Origin of the sequence: Janibacter terrae NBRC 107853, assembly GCF_001591405.1 — a bacterium.
Taxonomy (GTDB): Bacteria; Actinomycetota; Actinomycetes; order Actinomycetales; family Dermatophilaceae; genus Janibacter; species Janibacter terrae.
On record NZ_BCUV01000009.1, the window covers coordinates 15,939 to 33,072 of the forward strand.

Here is a 17,134-nt window from a genome sequence, read left to right on the forward strand (position 1 = left end):
TCCGGTCGCTGGCCCTTCGACCCGTACTACCTCGACCCGTGCTTGCGCCGCAGCGACCACATCTGGGGCGAGCGCTCGACCTCGACGGCGACGTCCCAGGGCAAGGTGGCGGGTGCGGTCTCGCGGCGGAAGCTGCGCACGAGCCGACGGGCCAGCTCGGGGTCCGCGGCCACGCGGGCGGCCACGTCCCGGGCGGCCTGCTCGACGTCCTCGTCCTCGTGCGCGGACCACGCCATGCCGAGGCGGACGGCGTCCTCGCCGCTGACCTCCTCGCCGAAGAGCCCCATCCCCGCGGCGCTCTCCCGCCCGCCGACCCGGGCGAGCAGCGACAGGTGCCCGCCGCCGGGGTGGATCCCGATCTGGGCGAAGCCGGGCAGCAGGCGGGCCGTGCGCGAGACGACGCGCAGGTCGGTCGCCAGGGCGAGGTTGAGGCCAGCCCCTACGGCGGCCCCGCGCACGGCGGCGATCGTCGGCAGCTCGATCGAGCCGATCGTGGTGAAGGCGGAGTAGACCGTCTCCAGGCCGCGGTAGGCCTCGTCCTCGACCGGGTCGGCACCGACGCCGGCGAGGACGTCACGGACCGCACCGGCGCAGAAGTGGCCCCCACCCGTCACGACGACGGCGCCCACCGCTGCATCGGCCTCGGCCGTGCGCGCGGCGTCCACGAGCTGGCGCGACATCTCCACGGACAGCGCGTTGCGCCGGTCCGGGGCGTCGAGGGTGATGGTCGCGATGTGGTCGGCGACCTCGTAGCGGACCTCGGTCATGGTTTTCCCTTCGTGTAGAACCAACGCCCGCCGCGTCGGGTGAACTCGCTGCGCTCGGCCAGCTCGCCGTCCGCGTGCCTGGCGACGAAGTCGACGACGCCGGTCGGGTCGTCGGGTCCCCCGTCGACGACCTCCCGCACCTCGAGCCCGAGCCAGCGGGTGTCGTCCAGGTGGACCTGGGCCGGTCGGGTCCGGCCGTCCCAGGTGCGCCACAGGTGCTCGGCGTTGCCGTAGACGTGGGCTGTGTAGCGGCTGCGCATCAGCTCCTCGGCCGTGCTCGCCTGGCGCTCGCTCGCCAGGAGCGGGCCGCAGCATGCCGCGAGGTCGGCTCCGGAGCCACAGGGGCAGAGGTCGGTGCTCATGGCAGCAGGGTAGTCAGGCCTGCTCGGACCGACGCTCGGCCAGGTCGGCGGCCAGCGGGCGGACGGAGACGGCGACGAGGGCGAGGGCGCACGGTACGAGGACCGCGAAGCCGAGGCTGAGGTAGCCTCCTGCGCCGATGACGCCGCCGAGGACGAAGAGCAGGACGAGCGAGCCGAGCATCCGCAGCTTGGGCCAGTCACCCTGCACAGGCTCCAGGTCGGTGCGTCGGCTGCGGTAGCTGAGCTTGCCCAGCTCGATGCCGATGTCGGTCACCATGCCCGTGATGTGCGTCGTGCGGATCTGGGCGCCGGAGATCTTCGTGATGATCGCGTTCTGCAGGCCCATCGTGAAGCACAGGACCGGGACGAAGACGAGCTCGCGCCAGGACACCGTCAGCTCCTCCGCGAGCAGGCCGAAGACGAGCATCAGCGTCCCCTCGACGAGCAGGACGTTGGCGTAGCGGCTGCGCAGGCCACGACGGCGCCCCCAGTTGAAGATCACCGCGCAGGCCATCGCGCCGGTGACGAAGCTCGCGATCGAGAGCAGGCCGATGCCGACGAGGTAGTAGTCGCCGAGGACGAGGTGATCGGCGACCTGCGCGCCCACGCCCGTCATGTGCGAGGTGTAGAAGGCGACGGCGACGAAGCCGACCGAGTTGAGCACGCCGGCGACGAGGGCGAGGAGGGTCGCCAGCTGGTGGTTGAGCTCCGGGGTCCGCTCGGCGCCCGCGATGCGCGTGAGGAAGCCGGGGCGCGCCATGGCACGGAGGTTATCCCTCACGCACGAGGTGCCGTGGAGCGGATGTGCTGGGTGAGCGTCGTCCTGAGGGTCGCGGCGTCGCGGGCCTCGAGGAGGTCGACGAGCTGGTCGTGCTCCCGGGCGAGCGCGAGCATGTGCCGCTGCGGCGTCGGCTCACCGAGACGGGCGAGCCGGACGAAGGCGCCGAGCTGGTCGAGCAGCTGCAGGAGAGTGGGCATGCCCGCGACCTGCGCCAGCGCGCGGTGGAAGGCCTCGTCGCTGCCGAGGAAGGCTGCTGCGTCGCCCCCCTTCGCCTCCCGCCGCTGCCGGGCGACGAGGAGCCGCAGCCGGTCGACGTCCTCGTCGGTGCGGCGCTCGCAGGCCGCCTCCACTGCGGCACCTTCCAGTGCGGTGCGAAGGGAGGCGACCTCGCGCCGGTGGTCCTCGGAGACGTCGACGACGTGCAGCTGGCGTCGGGCGCCGGGCACGAGCAGCCCCTCGCTCGTGAGGGCGCGCAGCGCCTCGCGCACGGGGGTGCGCGAGACGCCGTGGGCCGTGGCCATCGCGGCCTCGTCGACCGCCTCGCCGGGGGCGAGGGAGCCGTCGAGGATCGCGGCGCGCAGCGCGGCGTGGACCTGTCCGGCCTTGGTCGTCGCCGAGGGCGCGGTGCTCACCTGGCGAAGATCATCGACTCGTCGGCAAAGGCCTTGAACTCCATGGCGTTGCCGGCCGGGTCGAGGAAGAACATCGTCCACTGCTCGCCTGCCTGGCCCTCGAACCGCAGGTAGGGCTCGATGACGAACTCGGCGCCCGCGGCCTGCATCTTGCCGGCGAGGTCGTGGAAGTCGTCGTACGAGAGGACCGCGCCGAAGTGCGGGACCGGCACCTGGTGGTCGTCGACGGGGTTGTGCCCGGCGGGCCCGGGCGAGCCGTCCGCGGTCTGGTGCGTCACGACCTGGTGGCCGTAGAAGTTCCAGTCGACCCACAGGGTGTCCGAGCGCCCCTCCTCGAGGCCGAGGACGCCGCCGTAGAAGGCACGGGCTGCGGCGATGTCGTCGACGGGGATGGCCAGGTGGAAGCAGGGGCGGTGGGTCACGGGTCCTCCTCGGTACAGATGATGTATACAACGCTACCCAATGTATACAACCGGCGCCAAGGTCGGGCACGAAAGAACCGGCCCCGATCCTGGAGGACCGGAGCCGGTTCAGCGGGTCGGGGTGACAGGATTTGAACCTGCGGCCTCTTCGTCCCGAACGAAGCGCGCTACCAAGCTGCGCCACACCCCGAAGCGTGCACCACCTGCTCGAGGCGGCGACAAGGAAGGATAACCCAGTCCCCGGCCCGAGCCACAATCGGGGTCAGCGCCCGGTCCGCCGCGGACCCGGGGCGGTGGGCGCGAGCCGCTCCGTCACCGTGTCGGTCAGGCCGGTCTCGCTCGGCCCGGTCGGCTCGGTCGGTTCGGTCGTCTCGCCCGTCCCGGTGCCGGTGGGGTCCGGGCCCGGGACGGTCGTCGTCGACTCGGTCGCGGGGGGCGTGTACGGAGGCGTGTACTCCGGCGTCGGCGGCGGGGTCCACGTCTCGGTGGGCGGCGGCGTCCAGGTGTCGGTCGGCGGCGGGGTCCACTCGCTGGTCGTCGTCGGCTCGGGCTCGGGCGCCTGGGTGGTGGTCGGCTCCGGGGCCGTCGTCTCCACGGTGCTCGCGGAGGAAGACGTCGATGTCGACGTCGTCGAGCTCTTCCTCGTCCTCGTGGACGAGCTCGACGAGGTGGAGGGCTGGCTCGTCGACAGGTTGGGTGCCGGGGGCAGGTCCGCGACGGGCGCGGCCCCGGCGAGGGCCCAGGCGGAGGACCCGCAGGCGAAGACCGCCGCGACCGCCAGGACGGTCACCTCGCGTGCGTTCATCGATCGAGTCCTTCCGGGACGAGGGTCATGAGCGTGGCCTCTGGTCGGCAGGCGAAGCGTACAGGCGCGAAGCGCGACGCCCCGAGGCCCGCGGACACGTGCAACCACGCCGCGTCGTCCGGCCCGCTGCCCGCGCGACCGGCACCCGGCCACCAGCGCGAGACCCCCTTCGCCCGACGTCGGTCGAGGTCGCAGTTGGTGACGAGCGCGCCGTACCCCGGTACGCACAGCTGGCCGCCGTGGGTGTGGCCGGCGATGACGAGCCGCGCGCCGTCGCCCGTCATCGCGTCGAGGACGCGCCGGTACGGCGCGTGCGTGACGCCGATCGTGGTCGTCGCGGTCGGGTCGGCGGGCGCGCTCACCGCGGCGTAGTCGTCCCGATGGATGTGCGGGTCGTCGACGCCCACGAGGTCCAGGCGATCGGCACCGACGGTGATGCTCGTGCGCGCGTTGTCGAGGTCGACCCACCCGCGCTCGGTCATGCCGGAGCGCAGCTCGTCGGTCGGCAGCGCGATCCTGCGGCCGACGATCTCGGCGTGGTTCGTGGTGAGGTAGCGGGCCGGGTTCTTCAGGACCGGCGCGTGGTAGTCGTTGGAGCCCATGACGAAGACCCCCGGGCGCTCGAGCAGCGGCCCCATCGCGGCGAGCGCGGCGGGGACGGCCTCGAGGTGACTGAGGTTGTCGCCCGTGTTGACGACGAGGTCCGGCTCGAGCGCGGCGAGCGATCGGATCCACTCGGCCTTGGCGCGCTGACCGGGGACCATGTGGATGTCACTGAGCTGCAGGACCCGCACGGGCAGCGAGCCGGCGCGCAGCACCGGCAGCGTGTAACGGCGCAAGGCGAAGAGCCGCGGCTCGACGAGCGTCCCCCAGGCCAGGACGGCGGCTCCGGTGGCGGCGATCCCGGCCACGGACCGGACGAAGGGGGAGGAGGTCACCGCCCCATCTTGGCAAAGTCGGCGGACGCCGCGTGCCGACACTGCGACAATCGGGTCATGACCGACACTCTCAAGGACACCCTCCAGCACGACCTCCACACGGCGATGCGCGCCCGTGAGCAGGTCCGGGTCGCCACGCTGCGCATGGTGCTCACCGGCATCAGCAACGAAGAGGTTTCCGGCACCGAGGCCAAGCAGCTCACCGACGCGGAGACGCTCAAGGTCGTCGCCAAGGAGGCCAAGAAGCGCAAGGAGTCGGCCACCGCCTTCCGTGACGCCGGTCGCCCCGAGCTAGCCGAGCGCGAGGAGGCCGAGCTCGCCGTCCTCGCGGAGTACCTGCCCGAGCAGCTCGGTGACGACGAGCTCACCGCCATCGTCGACCGCGCCATCGCGCAGGTCGGCGCGACCTCGATGGCGCAGATGGGCCAGGTCATGGGGGTGGCCCAGGCCGAGGCTGCCGGTCGCGCCGACGGTGGCGCCATCGCGGCCAAGGTCAAGGCGCGCCTGGCCGGCTAGTTGCCGCCCGACGGCTTGGCGGTCTTCTTGGGCTTCGTCGGCCTGGGCTTGGACGTCGTCGTGGGGGCAGAGGTCGTGGTCGGCGCCGGTGTCGAGGTCGTGCTCGGCCTCTGCGTCGTCGTGGGGGCCGGCTGCTGGGTCGTCGTGACCGGCGGCGGCGGTGTGAACGTCGTGCTCGGCGGCGGCGGCGGGGTGTAGGGCGGGATGCCGTTGGAGATGTACATCGTCAGGGTCGCACCCTTGAGTGCCTTGCCGCTCGGCTGCGTGTAAGCGATGGCGCCGGCCTGGACGCTGCTGTTGACCTGGCCGCCCTCCTTGACCTTGAAGCCGGCCTTCTCCAGGGCGGCCCGGGCCTGGGTCGGCCCCTGGCCGGTGACGTCGGGAATGGTGCGCAGGTCGCCGTTGACGACCTTCTTGCTCGGCTTGGCGAAGCGCTTCTTCGCCATCCCCTCCGAGGCCTCGTTCATGATCTCCTGCCAGATCGGCGCCGCGATCGTGCCGCCGAAGACCTGGTCGTAGTACCGGCCGCCGAGGGTGATGCCGTCCATGTCGTACTCGCGGATCGGGGAGCCGACCCAGATCGCGGTGGACAGCTGCGGGGTGTACCCGGCGAACCAGGACTGCTTGTGGTTGTCCGTCGTGCCGGTCTTGCCCGCGGCCTGGCGCCCGTTGGCGAGGTCGAGGCCCGCGGCGGTGCCGCCGGCTTCGAGGGGTCCGAGGAGCAGCTGGGTCACGCCCCTGGCGACGTCCTTGTCGAGGACCTGCTTGCACGGGCGGGGGGTGATCTTCAGCTTCTTGCCGGTCGCCGTCGTGATCGACTCGATCGGGTTGGGCGGGCAGTACTTGCCGTCCGCCGCCAGGGTGGCGTAGCTGGACGCGAGCTGGAGGGGGGAGGTCGAGTCCGAGCCGAGGACGAGGTTGGAGATGGCGTAGTCGCCCTTGACCTTCTTGCCGCCCGCGTAGGTCAGGCCGTAGGGGAGGCCGTAGCCGTCCACCAGGCCCATCTTCGACATGACCTTGGGGATGTTGCACGAGCCGACATCGGAGGCGAGCTGCGCGAAGGCGGTGTTGATCGACTTCTTGGTCATCTCGGCGAGGGTCATCCTGCCGCCGATCTGGTAGTCGTTCGACACGGCCCACGTCGGGTCGTTGGTCGTGCAGCCCTTCTGGAAGTCGCCCGGGGAGAATTCGTGCGGGTTCTTCACGCCGGCCGGGGGAGCGTTGACGGTCGACTTGAGCGGCTTGCCCTTCTCGAGCGCGGCGACGAGGGCGTACATCTTGGCCGTGGAGCCGATGGCGAAGCCGTTGGTGCCGCCGTACTGGGCCGGGACGCTCCACGCCTGCTCGGAGTAGCGGGTCGAGGCCTTCTTGAGGCCGATCTTGTACGTCGAGGTCTGGGCGATCGCCCGGACCTTGCCGGTGCCCGGCTCGACGAGGGCGCCGGCCGCGCCGAACCGCTCCGTGCCGGTGGGGACGCGCTCGGTGAGGTCGTCCTTGAGCTTCTTCTGCCAGTCGCGACGCAGCGTGGTCCTGATCTTCAGACCGCCGGTGTTGACGGCGAGCATGCGTGCGTCGGGGTCGGGCCCGAGCTCGGGCATCGTGCGCAGGTACTGGATGACGTAGTTGCAGAAGTACGGGTCGGCGGCCTTGGAGCAGGTGCCGCCCTCGTTCTTCTTGATCTTCAGCATGTCCTCGACGTCCTTGGCCTTGGCCGCGTCCGCCTGGGCCGGGGTCACCATGCCGAGCTGCTGCATCCGGGTGATGACGAGGTCACGGCGCTCCTGGACCTCGTCGGGGTTGGTGCGCATGTTGAGGCGGCTCGGGGACTGGACCACGCCGGCCAGGGTCGCCGACTCGGCGAGGCCGAGGTCCTTGGCGGGCTTGCTGAAGAAGTGCTGCGCCGCCGCCTCGACCCCGTAGGCCTGGTCGCCGTAGAGGGCCAGGTTGAGGTAGCCGGCGAGGATCTGGTCCTTGGTGTGAGTCTTCTCGACGTTGAGCGCGTACTTGAGCTCCTGCAGCTTGCGGCTGTAGGTCTGCTCCGTCGCCGCCGTGACGCCGGCCTCGTCGCCCTCGGCGCGGGCCTTCTCGACGAGCATGAGTTTCACGTACTGCTGGGTGATCGAGGAACCACCCTGGGTCTCGCCGTCCGAGGCGTTGGACACGAGCGCACGGGTCGTGCCGCGCACGTCGATGCCGCCGTGCTCGTAGAAGCGGCTGTCCTCGATGGCGATCTGCGCCTTGCGCATCGTCGGCGAGATCTTGCTCAGCGGGACGACGACGCGGTTGTCGGCGTAGGGGGTGGCGAGCAGCTTGTCGTCGGCCGAGTAGATCTTCGACTGCTGCGACAAAGCGCTGGCCGTGAACTCGTCATCGAGCTCGTTGAAGGCGGTGGCCGTGGACTTGGCCGCGCCGCCGGTCGCCCCGGCGATCGGGATGACGATGCCCGCACCGACGAGGCCGAGACCCACCGCCACGGCCAGGAAGGCGCCGAGCAGGCGGAAGAGGTGCGGCATCCCTGAGTCAGACATGCGGCACAGGGTAACGAAGCAACCTGTGCGGGTCGGGGACCCCGTGCAGCCGGTCAGCGCCCGGCGAGCGCCTCACCGATCTCGCGCAGGCCCTCGAGGTCGTGGATGTCGAGCGGGTGCGCGGGGACGGTGCCCAGGGGGACGCCCGGGTGGCTGGTGCGGAAGCGGGTGATCACCTGCCGGTGGCGGGCGGCGGTCTCGGCGACCTCCGTGTGCACCCGCAGCAGGGCGGCCGCGAGCTCGTGGCCCCCGGTCTCCTCGAGCTGCACGGCGGCGTCCTCGGCGCGGCCCGCGCCGAGCTGCTTGGCCGAGGCGACCTGCACGCGGTTGACGACGACGCCGGCCAGCGGCATCCGGTCGCTCGCGAGCCGCTCGATGAAGAAGCCGGCCTCGCGGATGGCGTCCCGCTCCGGGGAGGCCACGACCACGAAGGCCGTCTCCGGGCGGGCGAGGAGGGCGTAGGTCTGGTCGGCCCGCTGGCGGAACCCGCCGAACATCGTGTCCATCGCGGCGACGAAGGTCTGCACGTCCCGCAGGAACTCGCCTCCGAGCAGCTTGCTCATGATCCCGCCCGCGACCGAGACGCCGGCGGTGAAGACCTTGAGCGAGGCGCGCCCGCCGACCTTGGCCGGACCGGTGAGCAGGCGGATGAAGCGCCCGTCGAGGAAGGACCCGAGCCGCTTGGGGGCGTCGAGGAAGTCCAGGGCCGAGCGCGACGGCGGGGTGTCGACGATGACCAGGTCCCAGTCACGCGAGCCGTCGGCCATCTGCGCGCGCAGCTGGCCCAGCTTTTCCATCGCCATGTACTCCTGCGTGCCGGCGAAGGAGCTCGACACAGCGATGTAGAAGGGGTTGGTGAGGATCTGCGCGGCCTTGTCGGGGCTGGCGTGGGACTCGACGACCTCGTCGAAGGTCCGTTTCATGTCGAGCATCATCGCGTCGAGCGAGCCACCGGCCGAGGTGTCGATGTCGGCGACGGGCCGCGGGGTGTTGTCGAGCTCCTCGAGCCCGAGCGACTGGGCGAGCCGACGGGCCGGGTCGATCGTCAGCACGACGACCCGCCGCCCCTGCTCAGCCGCCCGCACGGCGAGGGCCGCGGCGGTCGTGGTCTTGCCGACCCCTCCGGAGCCGCAGCAGACGATGATCCGCCGCCCCGGGTCGCCGATGACGGCGTCGAGGTCGAGCACGGGGCCCTGACGGGTCGCCATCACACACCGCCCTGCTCGTCGAGGACCTCGGCGAGCACGCGCAGGTCGCCGGACTCGACCCCGTCGGTGAGGTGGGGCAGCACCCGCAGCGGCACCGGCAGAGCGCCGAGCACCTCGCGCTGCTCGGCCTGGAGCCGTGAGCGGTGGACGTGGTCGGCGCCCTCCCGCAGCAACCCGCTGACGAGCGCAGGTCCCGCCGTGATGTCGACCAGCGCCAGCGCCTCCTCGAGTGCGGTCTGCACCTCCGGTTCGCCCGAGGCGATGGCCTCGGCGTCCTCGTCGGCCACGAGCGGCTGTCGCACGTCGTTGGCGATGACCGAGCCGACCCGCAGGGACAGCTCACCCAGCTCCTCGATGGCGTCGAGCGTCTCCTGCACGGGCATCTCCTCGAGCAGCGTCACGAGGTGCACCGCGGTCGTCGGGCTCTGGAGCATCCGGGTGATCGAGTCGGCCTGGTTGCGGATCGGTCCGACCCTCGCGACCTCGGACACCTCCGAGTTCACTGCGAGGAAGCGGCCGATGCGTCCCGTCGGGGGCGCGTCGAGGATGACGGAGTCGAAGACGGGACGCTTCTTCGCCCCCTTCGTCACCCGCCCGACGGCCTCGTAGACGCGACCGATGAGCAGGACGTCGCGCACGCCGGGGGCGATCGTCGTCGCGAAGTCCACCGCGCCGACCCGCTCGAGCACGGAGCCCGCGCGACCGAGCTTGTAGAACTTCTGCAGGTACTCCAGCAGCGCGGTCTTGGCGTCGACCGACAGGCCGACGACCTCACCGCCCGAGGGGTCGGTCACCAGGGTGCGCTCCTCGGTGCCGAGCGGGGCCACGTCCAGGACCTGGGCCAGACCCTGCCGCCCCTCGACCTCGGCGAGCAGGACGCGCTGGCCACGGGCGGCGAGCGCGAGCGCCATGGCGGTCGCGACGGTCGTCTTGCCCGTGCCGCCCTTGCCGGAGACGACGTGCAACCGCACGGGGGAGGTGGAGGGACCGGTCACGTGATCACCCTACGAGTAGGGTGCGGCCATGACCCAGTGGGAGTACGCAACCGTGCCGCTCATCGTCCACGCGACCAAGCAGATCCTCGACCAGTGGGGCGAGGACGGCTGGGAGCTCGTCCAGGTCCTGCAGGGCGACGGGGGCAACCTCGTGGCCTACCTCAAGCGACCCAGGGCCGCCTGATGGGACGCATCGACGAGCGCCTCGCAGAGCTGTCCATCACCCTGACCGACCCGCCCGCTCCGGCCGGCGCCTACGTCCCGGCCGTCGTCGACGGTGACCACGTCCTCACCTCGGGCCAGCTGCCGCTCGTCGACGGGTCGCTCCCCGCGACCGGTCACGTCGGCGCGGAGGTCGACCCGGAGACCGCGAAGGACCTGGCCCGGACCTGCGCGATCAACGCGCTCGCCGCGATCCGCCAGGCCGTGGGCGACCTCGACCGGGTCGAGCAGGTCGTCAAGGTCGTCGGCTTCGTCTCCAGCGCCCCCGACTTCACGGGGCAGCCGGGGGTCATCAACGGCGCCAGCGAGCTGCTCGGCGAGGTCTTCGGCACCGCGGGTGAGCACGCCCGTTCGGCGGTCGGCGTGGCGGCCCTGCCGCTCGGCTCGCCCGTCGAGGTCGAGGTGACCGTCCGGGTCCGTCACTGATGGCCCAGCGCGACTTCCTGCTGGGAGCCCGGGCCCAGCAGGTCCTCGGGCTCGACGTCGAGCCCTCCGGTGATGGGCCGGTGCGGGCCAAGCTCGCCTCCACCGTCATGCTCCTGCGCGACGACGAGGGCCCGCTCGAGGTCTTCATGCTGCGCCGGGCGGGGTCGATGGCCTTCGCGGCATCGATGCACGTCTTCCCCGGCGGGGGCGTCGACCAGCGCGATGCCGAGGACGAGCTGCCGTGGGCCGGGCCGAGCGTGGCCGAGTGGGCCGAGGAGCTCAGCACCGACGAGGCCAGTGCGCGCATGCTCGTCGCCGCGGCGGTCCGCGAGATCTTCGAGGAGACCGGCGTGCTCCTCGCCTCTCCGGTCGATGACGAAGGGGGCGTCCCCCACCTCGACCCAGCCCTCGCGGCCGTGCTGCGCGCCCGCCTCGTGCGGCGCGAGATCGGTTTCGGCGACGTGCTCCTCGACCAGCACCTCGTCCTGCGCAGCGACCTGCTGCGCTACCGGGCCCACTGGATCACCCCGGAGGTCGAGCCGCGTCGCTACGACACCCGCTTCTTCGTCGCGGCGGTGCCGGAGGGGCAGGACCCCGACGGCGACACGAGCGAGGCCGACCTGTCCGAGTGGGTGCGCCCCTCGGGGGTGCTCGACGCCTTCGCCGACGGCGACCTGCTCCTCATGCCGCCCACGATCGTCTGCCTCGAGCAGCTCGCCGAGGTCAGCACGGTGCGGGCCGCCCTCGACCAGGACGTCGACGTCGCCCCGGTCATGCCGCACCCGGTCCTCACCGAGGCCGGTCCGGCGATGCGGGCCGACCTGCCGTGAGCGCAGCGGTCGCGCCGGAGCCCTCTGCCCCCTTCGGCTCGTGGGCGGGAGGAGCGGTGACCCCGCACGCCTACTGCCTCCTCCAGGGCAACCCCGGGCCGATGACCCTCGACGGGACCAACACGTGGGTCCTCCTCGAGCCCGGTGGCACCGAGGCAATCGTCATCGACCCCGGTGAGGACGAGGCCGCCCATCAGCAGCGGGTCGTCGACCACGTCGCCGCGCTCGGTGCCCGCGTGTCGCGGATCGTGCTCACCCACGGGCACCTCGACCACAGCCAGGGCGCTCCGCGCCTCGCCGACCTGACCCGTGCTCCCGTGCAGGCGGTCGGTCGGGGTCACGACGACCTCGTCGACGGCGACGTGCTGCGGGCCGGCAGCCTCGAGGTGCGGGTCGTGGCGACGCCCGGGCACACGTCCGACTCGGTCTCCTTCGCGCTGACCGCCGACCACGCCCTGCTCACCGGCGACACGATCCTCGGGCGCGGGACGACGGTCGTGGCCCACCCGGACGGCGAGCTCGCGGCCTACCTCGACTCGCTCGAGCGCATCCGCGGGCTCACCGGTGACGGCGAGGTGACCGCGATCCTGCCCGGCCACGGCCCCACGGTCCCCGACGCGGCTGCGATGGTGGACTTCTACCGGAGGCACCGCCGCGAGCGGCTCGAGCAGGTGCGGGCGGCGCTCGCCGACGGGGCCGGCGACGCCGACGCCGTCGTGGCGCGCGTGTACGCCGACGTCGACCGCTCGGTCTGGCCCGCGGCGAGGATGTCCGTCCTCGCCCAGATGGCCCACCTCGAGCAGGTCGGCTGACCGGTACCCCGCGCACGACGAGGGCCCGGATGCTCGTGCATCCGGGCCCTCGTCGTGCCAGGGGTCAGCGTGCGCGACGCTGCAGGCGCTCGACGTCGGTGAGCAGGACCGCGCGGGCCTCGAGGCGCAGCCAGCCGCGCGAGGCGAAGTCGGCCAGCGCCTTGTTGACCGTCTCGCGGGAGGCGCCGACGAGCTGGGCGAGCTCCTCCTGGGTGAGGTCGTGGGCGACCATGACGCCCTCCTCGACCGGGCGGCCGAAGCGCTGGCTCAGCTCGAGCAGCGCCTTCGCGACGCGACCGGGGACGTCGGTGAAGACGAGGTCGGCGAGGTTCTCGTTGGTGCGGCGCAGGCGGCGGGCCAGCGCGGCGAGCAGCGTGCCGGCGATGCGTGGGTGCGCCCCGAGGAGCTGCGTGAGCTGCTCGTTGCCGAGCCCGATGAGCTGCGTCTCGGCGACGGCGGTGGCGGTCGCGGTGCGCGTCCCGGGGTCGAAGAGGCTGAGCTCGCCGAGCATCTCGGACGGACCGAGGATCGCCAGCAGGTTCTCCCGGCCGTCGGTCGAGGTGCGGCCGAGCTTGATCTTGCCCTCGGTGATCACGTACAACCGGTCGCCCTGGTCGCCCTCGTTGAAGAGGACGTCCCCACGCTCCATGCGCACGGGGGTCATGGTCGCCATCACCTCGGCGGCGGAGTCGTCGTCAAGGGTCGCGAAGAGCGGGGCGCGGCGTACGACATCGAGGTTCACAGAGGGCAGTGTGCCACGGGGCACCTGCCGTAGGGGGCCTAGGCTGCGGGGGTGTCTGCCGAACGCGTCGAGTCCCCGCTCGCCCTGGTCCGCCGTGCCCGCAGGATGTACCGGATGCTGCACGAGCGCTACCCGTACGCCCACTGCGAGCTCGACTTCGACACCCCGCTGCAGCTGCTCGTCGCGACGGTGCTGTCCGCGCAGACGACCGATCTCACGGTCAACAAGGTGACCCCGCTCCTCTTCTCCCGGTGGCCGACGGCTGCCGACCTCGCCGCCGCTGAGCGCACGGAGATGGAGGAGGTCCTGCGGCCCACGGGCTTCTTCCGGGCCAAGACCGCCTCCGTCCTCGCACTGGGCGCCGCGATCGTCGAGCGGCACGAAGGGGAGGTCCCGCCCCGCCTCGCCGACCTCGTCAAGCTGCCCGGCGTGGGCCGCAAGACCGCCAACGTCGTCCTGGGCAATGCCTTCGGGGTCCCGGGGATCACCGTCGACACGCACTTCGGCCGGCTCGCCCGTCGCATGGGCTGGACGGACGAGGAGGACCCGGTCAAGGTCGAGCACGCGGTCGGTGAGCTCTTCCCCCGCAAGGACTGGACGATGCTCAGCCACGTCCTGATCTTCCACGGCCGACGCACCTGCCACGCCCGCCGCCCCGCGTGCGGCGCCTGCCCGGTCGCCCGGCTGTGCCCCTCCTACGGTGTGGGGGAGACCGACCCGGACAAGGCCGCCAAGCTCCTCAGGTACGAGCTCGCTCCCGGTGCGCAGGCGGCGACGCGATGACGGCGCTCGTGCGTCCCCCGGAGTGGCTGCTGCGGGCGGAGGAGAACCTGCGGGCCGACCAGCCCGCCTGGTTCAGGGACTTCGCGCCCCCGCAGGACGTCGCCCGTCGGTCCGCGGTCCTCATGCTCGTGGCGCAGGGGGAACGGGGGCACGACATCGTGCTCACCGAGCGCTCGCACGCGCTGCGCAGCCACGCGGGCCAGGTCTCCTTCCCGGGAGGTCGGCTCGACCCCGGCGAGGGGCCGGTCGAGGCCGCCCTGCGCGAGACGTGGGAGGAGGTCGGGGTCGACCCGCAGGGCGTGGAGGTCGTCGGGTCCTTCCCCGACCTGTGGCTCAGCCCCTCGCAGAACGCCGTGACGCCGGTCCTCGGCTGGTGGGGTGCGCCCGGCCCGCTGCGGGTCGTCGACCCGGGCGAGGTCGCCCGCGTCGAACGGATCCCCGTGGACGACCTCGTGGACCCGGCCAACCGCTTCACGGTGAAGGGACCGAGCGGTTACGTCGGGCCGGGTTTCGAGGTGGCCGACCTCTTCGTGTGGGGCTTCACCGCCCAGCTGCTCTCGGTGCTGCTCGACGCCTCGGGACTCACCCGGCCCTGGGACGACGGCAGACGGCGCCGCCTCCCGTTGCGCTTCGTGCGCCAGTACGTCAGTGCGTCGGGTGGGCGATGGCCAACCACTCGATGAGGGCCGAGGTGGTCTCCGTGGGAGCCTCCTCAGGGACGAAGGCCCCCGCGCCGGCCATGGTCCGCACGGTGAGCGGGCCGGAGACATGGCGTTCGCACTCGGCGGCCATCGTCGTCAGGGAGGTGGGGTCCTCGGAGCCGTGCAGGTGCAGGACCGGGACCTCGATGCGGGCCTTGACCCGCTGCAGGTAGCGGACCCCCTGCGGGGTGAGCCGGCAGCGGTAGAACCAGCGGTGGTACTCCGCGGCGGCCACCCCGGCGAAGGGGAAGGACATCGCCTCGGTGTAGCGCTCGACGACCTCGTCGGTGATCCACGCATGGTCCGGCCCGGACCACGCGCGCAACCGTCGGGCCACGCTCGGTGACTGGCGCTCGGAGGCGAAGGGGGTCTGCATCGCCCGCAGGTACCGGTTGGCGCGCCACTGGACCGGGTGGCGCCACATCGCGTGGTGGAAGACCGCCGGGTGGGGCATGCCGATCGGGGCGATCGCCGCGGTCACCTCGGGATGGTGCGTGGGCATGCTCCACACGAAGGTCGCGCCGAGCCCGAGCCCGACGAAGGCGACCCTCTCGGCGCCCAGGCTGCGCACGATCGCCGCGAGGTCGTCGCACGCCGTCGGCGCGTCGTACCCGCTCGGCGGCTTGTCGCTCGCCCCGAAGCCGCGCAGGTCGACGGCCACGGCGCGGTAGCCGGCGGCGGCGACGGCCGGCAGCTGCGCACGCCAGGCCCACCAGAACTGCGGGTAGCCGTGCACGAAGAGGACGACGGGCCCGGTCCCCGTCGTGGTGACGTGGAACCGGGCCCCGTTGGCGGAGATGAAGCGGTGCTCCCACGGACCCTCGACGAGGGCGGCCGCGGCGTCGGGCGGGTTCAGCTGCCCGGCTTGATCGCGGCAACCGTCTCCTGCGCGTTGCGGATCGCCTTCTGCGGGACGGTGTTCTCCTTGGCCTTCTTGAGGGCCTTCAGGCCGATGAGGCCGAGCACCGCGGCGATCGCGAGGAGCACGACGGTGACGATGAGGTAGCCGGCCCACAGGGGCAGCCAGATCGCGATGACCTGGGCGAGGGTGTGGAAGAGGAAGATCAGCCCGAGGAGCCCGAGGAAGGCGGCGCCGCCGAGCAGGGCGGCCCCCTTGCCGCCGAAGGACAGGCCCTTGGTGACCTCCGCCTTGGCGAGCTTGATCTCGCTCTGGACCAGGGCCGAGATGTCGTGCGAGGCGTCGGCGACGAGTTGGCCGACGGTGCGCTCGGTCTCCCCGGGCGCGGGCTGACCGATCCGCCGACGCGTGGCGGGATCGCTGCTGCCGGTGGTGGTGCGGGGCTGGTCGTTGCTCATGCTGCTCCTGGTCCCAGTGGATCGGGTGCCACAACCGGGGTGGCCTGTGCATGAGCCAGCCTACCCACGAGTCGGCTGGGTTCGCGGTCACAGCAGTGCGGCCCGCCAGGCGGCCTGTCGGTGCCCGAGGGCGAAGGGGGAGGAACAGGACGACGAAGTCCGGGTGAACCTTCCCGCGCCACACCCGGGATCGGCGACCCCGGCGGGCGAAGGGGGGGACCATCGAGACATGACCTACGGCGAGGAGACGGAGCCTCTCGCGATCGCGCACCGCGGTGGCGCGCACCTCGCGCCCGAGAACACCCTGGCGGCCTTCTCGATGTCGACGGCGCTGGGGCTGCGCTACCTGGAGTCGGACATCAGGCTCACCGCCGATGGAGAGCTCGTCTGCTTCCACGACGAGGTGCTCGACCGGTGCACGACGGGCACGGGTCGGATCGGCGCGCGCACCCTGGCGGACCTGCGCCGCACCGTGCGCGTCGGGGGGACGGAGCCGATCCCCACGCTCGAGGAGGCGCTGACGACCTTCCCGGACGCGTGCTTCACCGTCGACCTGAAGAACCGGGCGGCCATCGCGCCCATGGCCCGCCTCCTCCAGCGCCGTGACTTCGCCGAGCGGGTGTGCGTCGCCGGTGCGTGGGACGGGTGGCTGCAGCTGCTCGCCTCCCAGGCGACCCACCTGCGCACCGCGCTCGGGTGGCGATCGCTCGTCGCCCTGATCTCCGCGTCCAAGGCGGGTGTGCAGCCACCGTCGTCGGTGGTGCGGGGTCGGTTCGCCCACGTCCCCGTCCGTCTCGGGCGGCTGCCCATCCACTCGCCCTCCCTCGTGCGGCGGGCACACCGGCTGGGCGTGCGGGTGGTGGTGTGGACCGTCGACGAGCCGGGGCTGATGCACGAGCTCCTCGACATGGGTGTGGACGGGATCATCACCGACCGGCCGGACGTCCTGCGCACGGTGATGATCAGCCGCGGGACGTGGACCCCCATGCGGGGAGACACCCAGAACCCCGGAATACCGGCCGATTTGGCAACCTCGGGATCGGTGTCCTAATGTTCTCGATGTCAGCCCGACAGGGAGGAACGGACACCAAGCGGTGACTCGCTGAAGTCGCCCCAGGCAGGCCGGTCCCACGAGTTGACAGCCCCCATCCGATGTACGCGGATCAGGTCGGCGGCCACCCAGGTGGTCGCGGACAGACCAAGATCCGGGGATTTGGAACCGAGCAGCTGCGCTGCTACGGTGGGCCACCGCTGAAGATCCAAGCGCGATCAGCGTCGGCCGCTCCGAGAGCGGATCACGAAGTTGACGCCCAAGCGTGGACAGCGGTAAGTTTGAGAAGTTGCCCT

Annotated in this window: 21 protein-coding genes and 1 tRNA gene; 8 read left to right on the top strand and 14 right to left on the bottom strand. The window is 72.0% G+C overall.

Annotated elements, in window-relative coordinates:
* Window positions 1–26: 26 nt before the first annotated feature.
* The 8 genes from JT1_RS16720 to JT1_RS16755 form a co-directional block, all read right to left on the bottom strand.
* Window positions 27–767 carry an enoyl-CoA hydratase-related protein gene (locus JT1_RS16720; RefSeq protein ID WP_068329626.1) on the bottom strand — a complete coding sequence of 247 codons (741 nt, stop codon included), beginning with the start codon at window positions 765–767 and terminating at the stop codon, window positions 27–29.
* The gene (locus JT1_RS16725; protein WP_068329628.1) at window positions 764–1,129 is read right to left on the bottom strand and encodes a YchJ family protein; all 366 of its coding nucleotides are present in this window, start codon (window positions 1,127–1,129) and stop codon (window positions 764–766) included. Before JT1_RS16725 ends, JT1_RS16720 begins: the two co-directional genes overlap by 4 nt.
* A 13-nt stretch (window positions 1,130–1,142) precedes the next feature.
* Window positions 1,143–1,889 carry a YoaK family protein gene (locus tag JT1_RS16730; RefSeq protein ID WP_068329630.1) on the bottom strand — a complete coding sequence of 249 codons (747 nt, stop codon included), beginning with the start codon at window positions 1,887–1,889 and terminating at the stop codon, window positions 1,143–1,145.
* 17 nt (window positions 1,890–1,906) lie between these two features.
* The gene (locus JT1_RS16735; RefSeq protein WP_068329638.1) at window positions 1,907–2,542 is read right to left on the bottom strand and encodes a GntR family transcriptional regulator; all 636 of its coding nucleotides are present in this window, start codon (window positions 2,540–2,542) and stop codon (window positions 1,907–1,909) included.
* Window positions 2,539–2,964: a VOC family protein gene (locus JT1_RS16740; protein ID WP_169702085.1), complete on the bottom strand. Its 426-nt coding sequence runs from the start codon at window positions 2,962–2,964 to the stop codon at window positions 2,539–2,541. The genes JT1_RS16735 and JT1_RS16740 overlap by 4 nt, the downstream gene beginning before the upstream one ends.
* Before the next feature lie 116 nt (window positions 2,965–3,080).
* Window positions 3,081–3,154: transfer RNA gene (locus JT1_RS16745), tRNA-Pro, on the bottom strand.
* Window positions 3,155–3,226: 72 nt separating this feature from the next.
* A complete protein-coding gene (locus JT1_RS18505) occupies window positions 3,227–3,769 on the bottom strand; it encodes a hypothetical protein (protein WP_169702086.1) in 543 nt (180 codons plus the stop codon).
* Window positions 3,766–4,707, bottom strand: a complete 942-nt coding sequence (locus JT1_RS16755; protein WP_068329648.1) for a metallophosphoesterase — start codon at window positions 4,705–4,707, stop codon at window positions 3,766–3,768. The genes JT1_RS18505 and JT1_RS16755 overlap by 4 nt, the downstream gene beginning before the upstream one ends.
* Window positions 4,708–4,764: 57 nt before the next feature.
* Here JT1_RS16755 and JT1_RS16760 point away from each other — a divergent pair, with 57 nt between their 5' ends.
* A complete protein-coding gene (locus JT1_RS16760) occupies window positions 4,765–5,223 on the top strand; it encodes a GatB/YqeY domain-containing protein (RefSeq protein ID WP_068329655.1) in 459 nt (152 codons plus the stop codon).
* Here JT1_RS16760 and JT1_RS16765 read toward each other — a convergent pair.
* Genes JT1_RS16765 through bagA form a run of 3 tightly spaced genes read right to left on the bottom strand, consistent with a single transcriptional unit; the run spans window position 5,220 to window position 9,954 of the window.
* Window positions 5,220–7,751 carry a penicillin-binding protein gene (locus tag JT1_RS16765; protein ID WP_082807784.1) on the bottom strand — a complete coding sequence of 844 codons (2,532 nt, stop codon included), beginning with the start codon at window positions 7,749–7,751 and terminating at the stop codon, window positions 5,220–5,222. The genes JT1_RS16760 and JT1_RS16765 overlap by 4 nt on opposite strands.
* Before the next feature lie 53 nt (window positions 7,752–7,804).
* Entirely contained in the window at window positions 7,805–8,959 is a 1,155-nt protein-coding gene (bagB, locus tag JT1_RS16770; RefSeq protein WP_068329659.1) for an ArsA family ATPase, read from the bottom strand.
* Window positions 8,959–9,954, bottom strand: coding sequence for an ATPase BagA (gene bagA / locus JT1_RS16775; RefSeq protein WP_082807785.1), 996 nt, complete (start codon window positions 9,952–9,954; stop codon window positions 8,959–8,961). Before bagA ends, bagB begins: the two co-directional genes overlap by 1 nt.
* A gap of 28 nt (window positions 9,955–9,982) precedes the next feature.
* Between bagA and sp36 the strand changes: the two genes are divergently transcribed.
* The 4 genes from sp36 to JT1_RS16790 are packed head-to-tail and all read left to right on the top strand — an operon-like array spanning window position 9,983 to window position 12,244.
* Window positions 9,983–10,138 carry a Sp36 family protein gene (gene sp36 / locus JT1_RS18510; protein WP_169702087.1) on the top strand — a complete coding sequence of 52 codons (156 nt, stop codon included), beginning with the start codon at window positions 9,983–9,985 and terminating at the stop codon, window positions 10,136–10,138.
* The gene (locus JT1_RS16780; RefSeq protein ID WP_068329661.1) at window positions 10,138–10,602 is read left to right on the top strand and encodes a RidA family protein; all 465 of its coding nucleotides are present in this window, start codon (window positions 10,138–10,140) and stop codon (window positions 10,600–10,602) included. The genes sp36 and JT1_RS16780 overlap by 1 nt, the downstream gene beginning before the upstream one ends.
* Window positions 10,602–11,432 carry an NUDIX hydrolase gene (locus tag JT1_RS16785; protein ID WP_169702088.1) on the top strand — a complete coding sequence of 277 codons (831 nt, stop codon included), beginning with the start codon at window positions 10,602–10,604 and terminating at the stop codon, window positions 11,430–11,432. The genes JT1_RS16780 and JT1_RS16785 overlap by 1 nt, the downstream gene beginning before the upstream one ends.
* Complete coding sequence (locus tag JT1_RS16790; RefSeq protein ID WP_082807786.1) at window positions 11,429–12,244, top strand: MBL fold metallo-hydrolase; 816 nt, start codon at window positions 11,429–11,431, stop codon at window positions 12,242–12,244. The genes JT1_RS16785 and JT1_RS16790 overlap by 4 nt, the downstream gene beginning before the upstream one ends.
* A gap of 64 nt (window positions 12,245–12,308) precedes the next feature.
* Here the strand turns inward: JT1_RS16790 and JT1_RS16795 are convergent, their stop codons facing one another.
* Window positions 12,309–12,986, bottom strand: coding sequence for a Crp/Fnr family transcriptional regulator (locus tag JT1_RS16795; protein WP_068329667.1), 678 nt, complete (start codon window positions 12,984–12,986; stop codon window positions 12,309–12,311).
* 105 nt (window positions 12,987–13,091) lie between these two features.
* On the opposite strand from JT1_RS16795, the gene nth reads away from it, so the two are divergent.
* Window positions 13,092–13,769: an endonuclease III gene (gene nth, locus JT1_RS16800; protein ID WP_082807787.1), complete on the top strand. Its 678-nt coding sequence runs from the start codon at window positions 13,092–13,094 to the stop codon at window positions 13,767–13,769.
* Window positions 13,766–14,452 carry an NUDIX hydrolase gene (locus tag JT1_RS16805; RefSeq protein ID WP_068329672.1) on the top strand — a complete coding sequence of 229 codons (687 nt, stop codon included), beginning with the start codon at window positions 13,766–13,768 and terminating at the stop codon, window positions 14,450–14,452. The genes nth and JT1_RS16805 overlap by 4 nt, the downstream gene beginning before the upstream one ends.
* On the opposite strand, the gene JT1_RS16810 is transcribed toward JT1_RS16805, so the two are convergent.
* Both JT1_RS16810 and JT1_RS16815 read right to left on the bottom strand, forming a co-directional pair.
* Window positions 14,415–15,326: an alpha/beta fold hydrolase gene (locus tag JT1_RS16810; RefSeq protein ID WP_281178018.1), complete on the bottom strand. Its 912-nt coding sequence runs from the start codon at window positions 15,324–15,326 to the stop codon at window positions 14,415–14,417. The genes JT1_RS16805 and JT1_RS16810 overlap by 38 nt on opposite strands.
* Window positions 15,323–15,787 (bottom strand): phage holin family protein, encoded by a 465-nt coding sequence (locus JT1_RS16815; protein ID WP_082807789.1) that lies wholly within the window; start codon window positions 15,785–15,787, stop codon window positions 15,323–15,325. Before JT1_RS16815 ends, JT1_RS16810 begins: the two co-directional genes overlap by 4 nt.
* Before the next feature lie 229 nt (window positions 15,788–16,016).
* On the opposite strand from JT1_RS16815, the gene JT1_RS16820 reads away from it, so the two are divergent.
* On the top strand, window positions 16,017–16,838 hold the full coding sequence (locus JT1_RS16820; RefSeq protein WP_068329678.1) for a glycerophosphodiester phosphodiesterase family protein: 822 nt from the start codon (window positions 16,017–16,019) through the stop codon (window positions 16,836–16,838).
* The last annotated feature ends 296 nt before the right edge of the window (window positions 16,839–17,134 follow it).

What these genes read in the sequence shown, in the direction of transcription:
- JT1_RS16720 (WP_068329626.1), bottom strand. Translation starts at nt 767, where the DNA reads ATGACCGAGGTCCGCTACGAGGTCGCCGACCACATCGCGACCATCACC.
- JT1_RS16725 (WP_068329628.1), bottom strand. Translation starts at nt 1,129, where the DNA reads ATGAGCACCGACCTCTGCCCCTGTGGCTCCGGAGCCGACCTCGCGGCA.
- JT1_RS16730 (WP_068329630.1), bottom strand. Translation starts at nt 1,889, where the DNA reads ATGGCGCGCCCCGGCTTCCTCACGCGCATCGCGGGCGCCGAGCGGACC.
- JT1_RS18505 (WP_169702086.1), bottom strand. Translation starts at nt 3,769, where the DNA reads ATGAACGCACGCGAGGTGACCGTCCTGGCGGTCGCGGCGGTCTTCGCC.
- JT1_RS16760 (WP_068329655.1), top strand. Translation starts at nt 4,765, where the DNA reads ATGACCGACACTCTCAAGGACACCCTCCAGCACGACCTCCACACGGCG.
- JT1_RS16765 (WP_082807784.1), bottom strand. Translation starts at nt 7,751, where the DNA reads ATGTCTGACTCAGGGATGCCGCACCTCTTCCGCCTGCTCGGCGCCTTC.
- bagB (WP_068329659.1), bottom strand. Translation starts at nt 8,959, where the DNA reads ATGGCGACCCGTCAGGGCCCCGTGCTCGACCTCGACGCCGTCATCGGC.
- sp36 (WP_169702087.1), top strand. Translation starts at nt 9,983, where the DNA reads ATGACCCAGTGGGAGTACGCAACCGTGCCGCTCATCGTCCACGCGACC.
- JT1_RS16780 (WP_068329661.1), top strand. Translation starts at nt 10,138, where the DNA reads ATGGGACGCATCGACGAGCGCCTCGCAGAGCTGTCCATCACCCTGACC.
- JT1_RS16785 (WP_169702088.1), top strand. Translation starts at nt 10,602, where the DNA reads ATGGCCCAGCGCGACTTCCTGCTGGGAGCCCGGGCCCAGCAGGTCCTC.
- nth (WP_082807787.1), top strand. Translation starts at nt 13,092, where the DNA reads ATGTACCGGATGCTGCACGAGCGCTACCCGTACGCCCACTGCGAGCTC.
- JT1_RS16805 (WP_068329672.1), top strand. Translation starts at nt 13,766, where the DNA reads ATGACGGCGCTCGTGCGTCCCCCGGAGTGGCTGCTGCGGGCGGAGGAG.
- JT1_RS16815 (WP_082807789.1), bottom strand. Translation starts at nt 15,787, where the DNA reads ATGAGCAACGACCAGCCCCGCACCACCACCGGCAGCAGCGATCCCGCC.
- JT1_RS16820 (WP_068329678.1), top strand. Translation starts at nt 16,017, where the DNA reads ATGACCTACGGCGAGGAGACGGAGCCTCTCGCGATCGCGCACCGCGGT.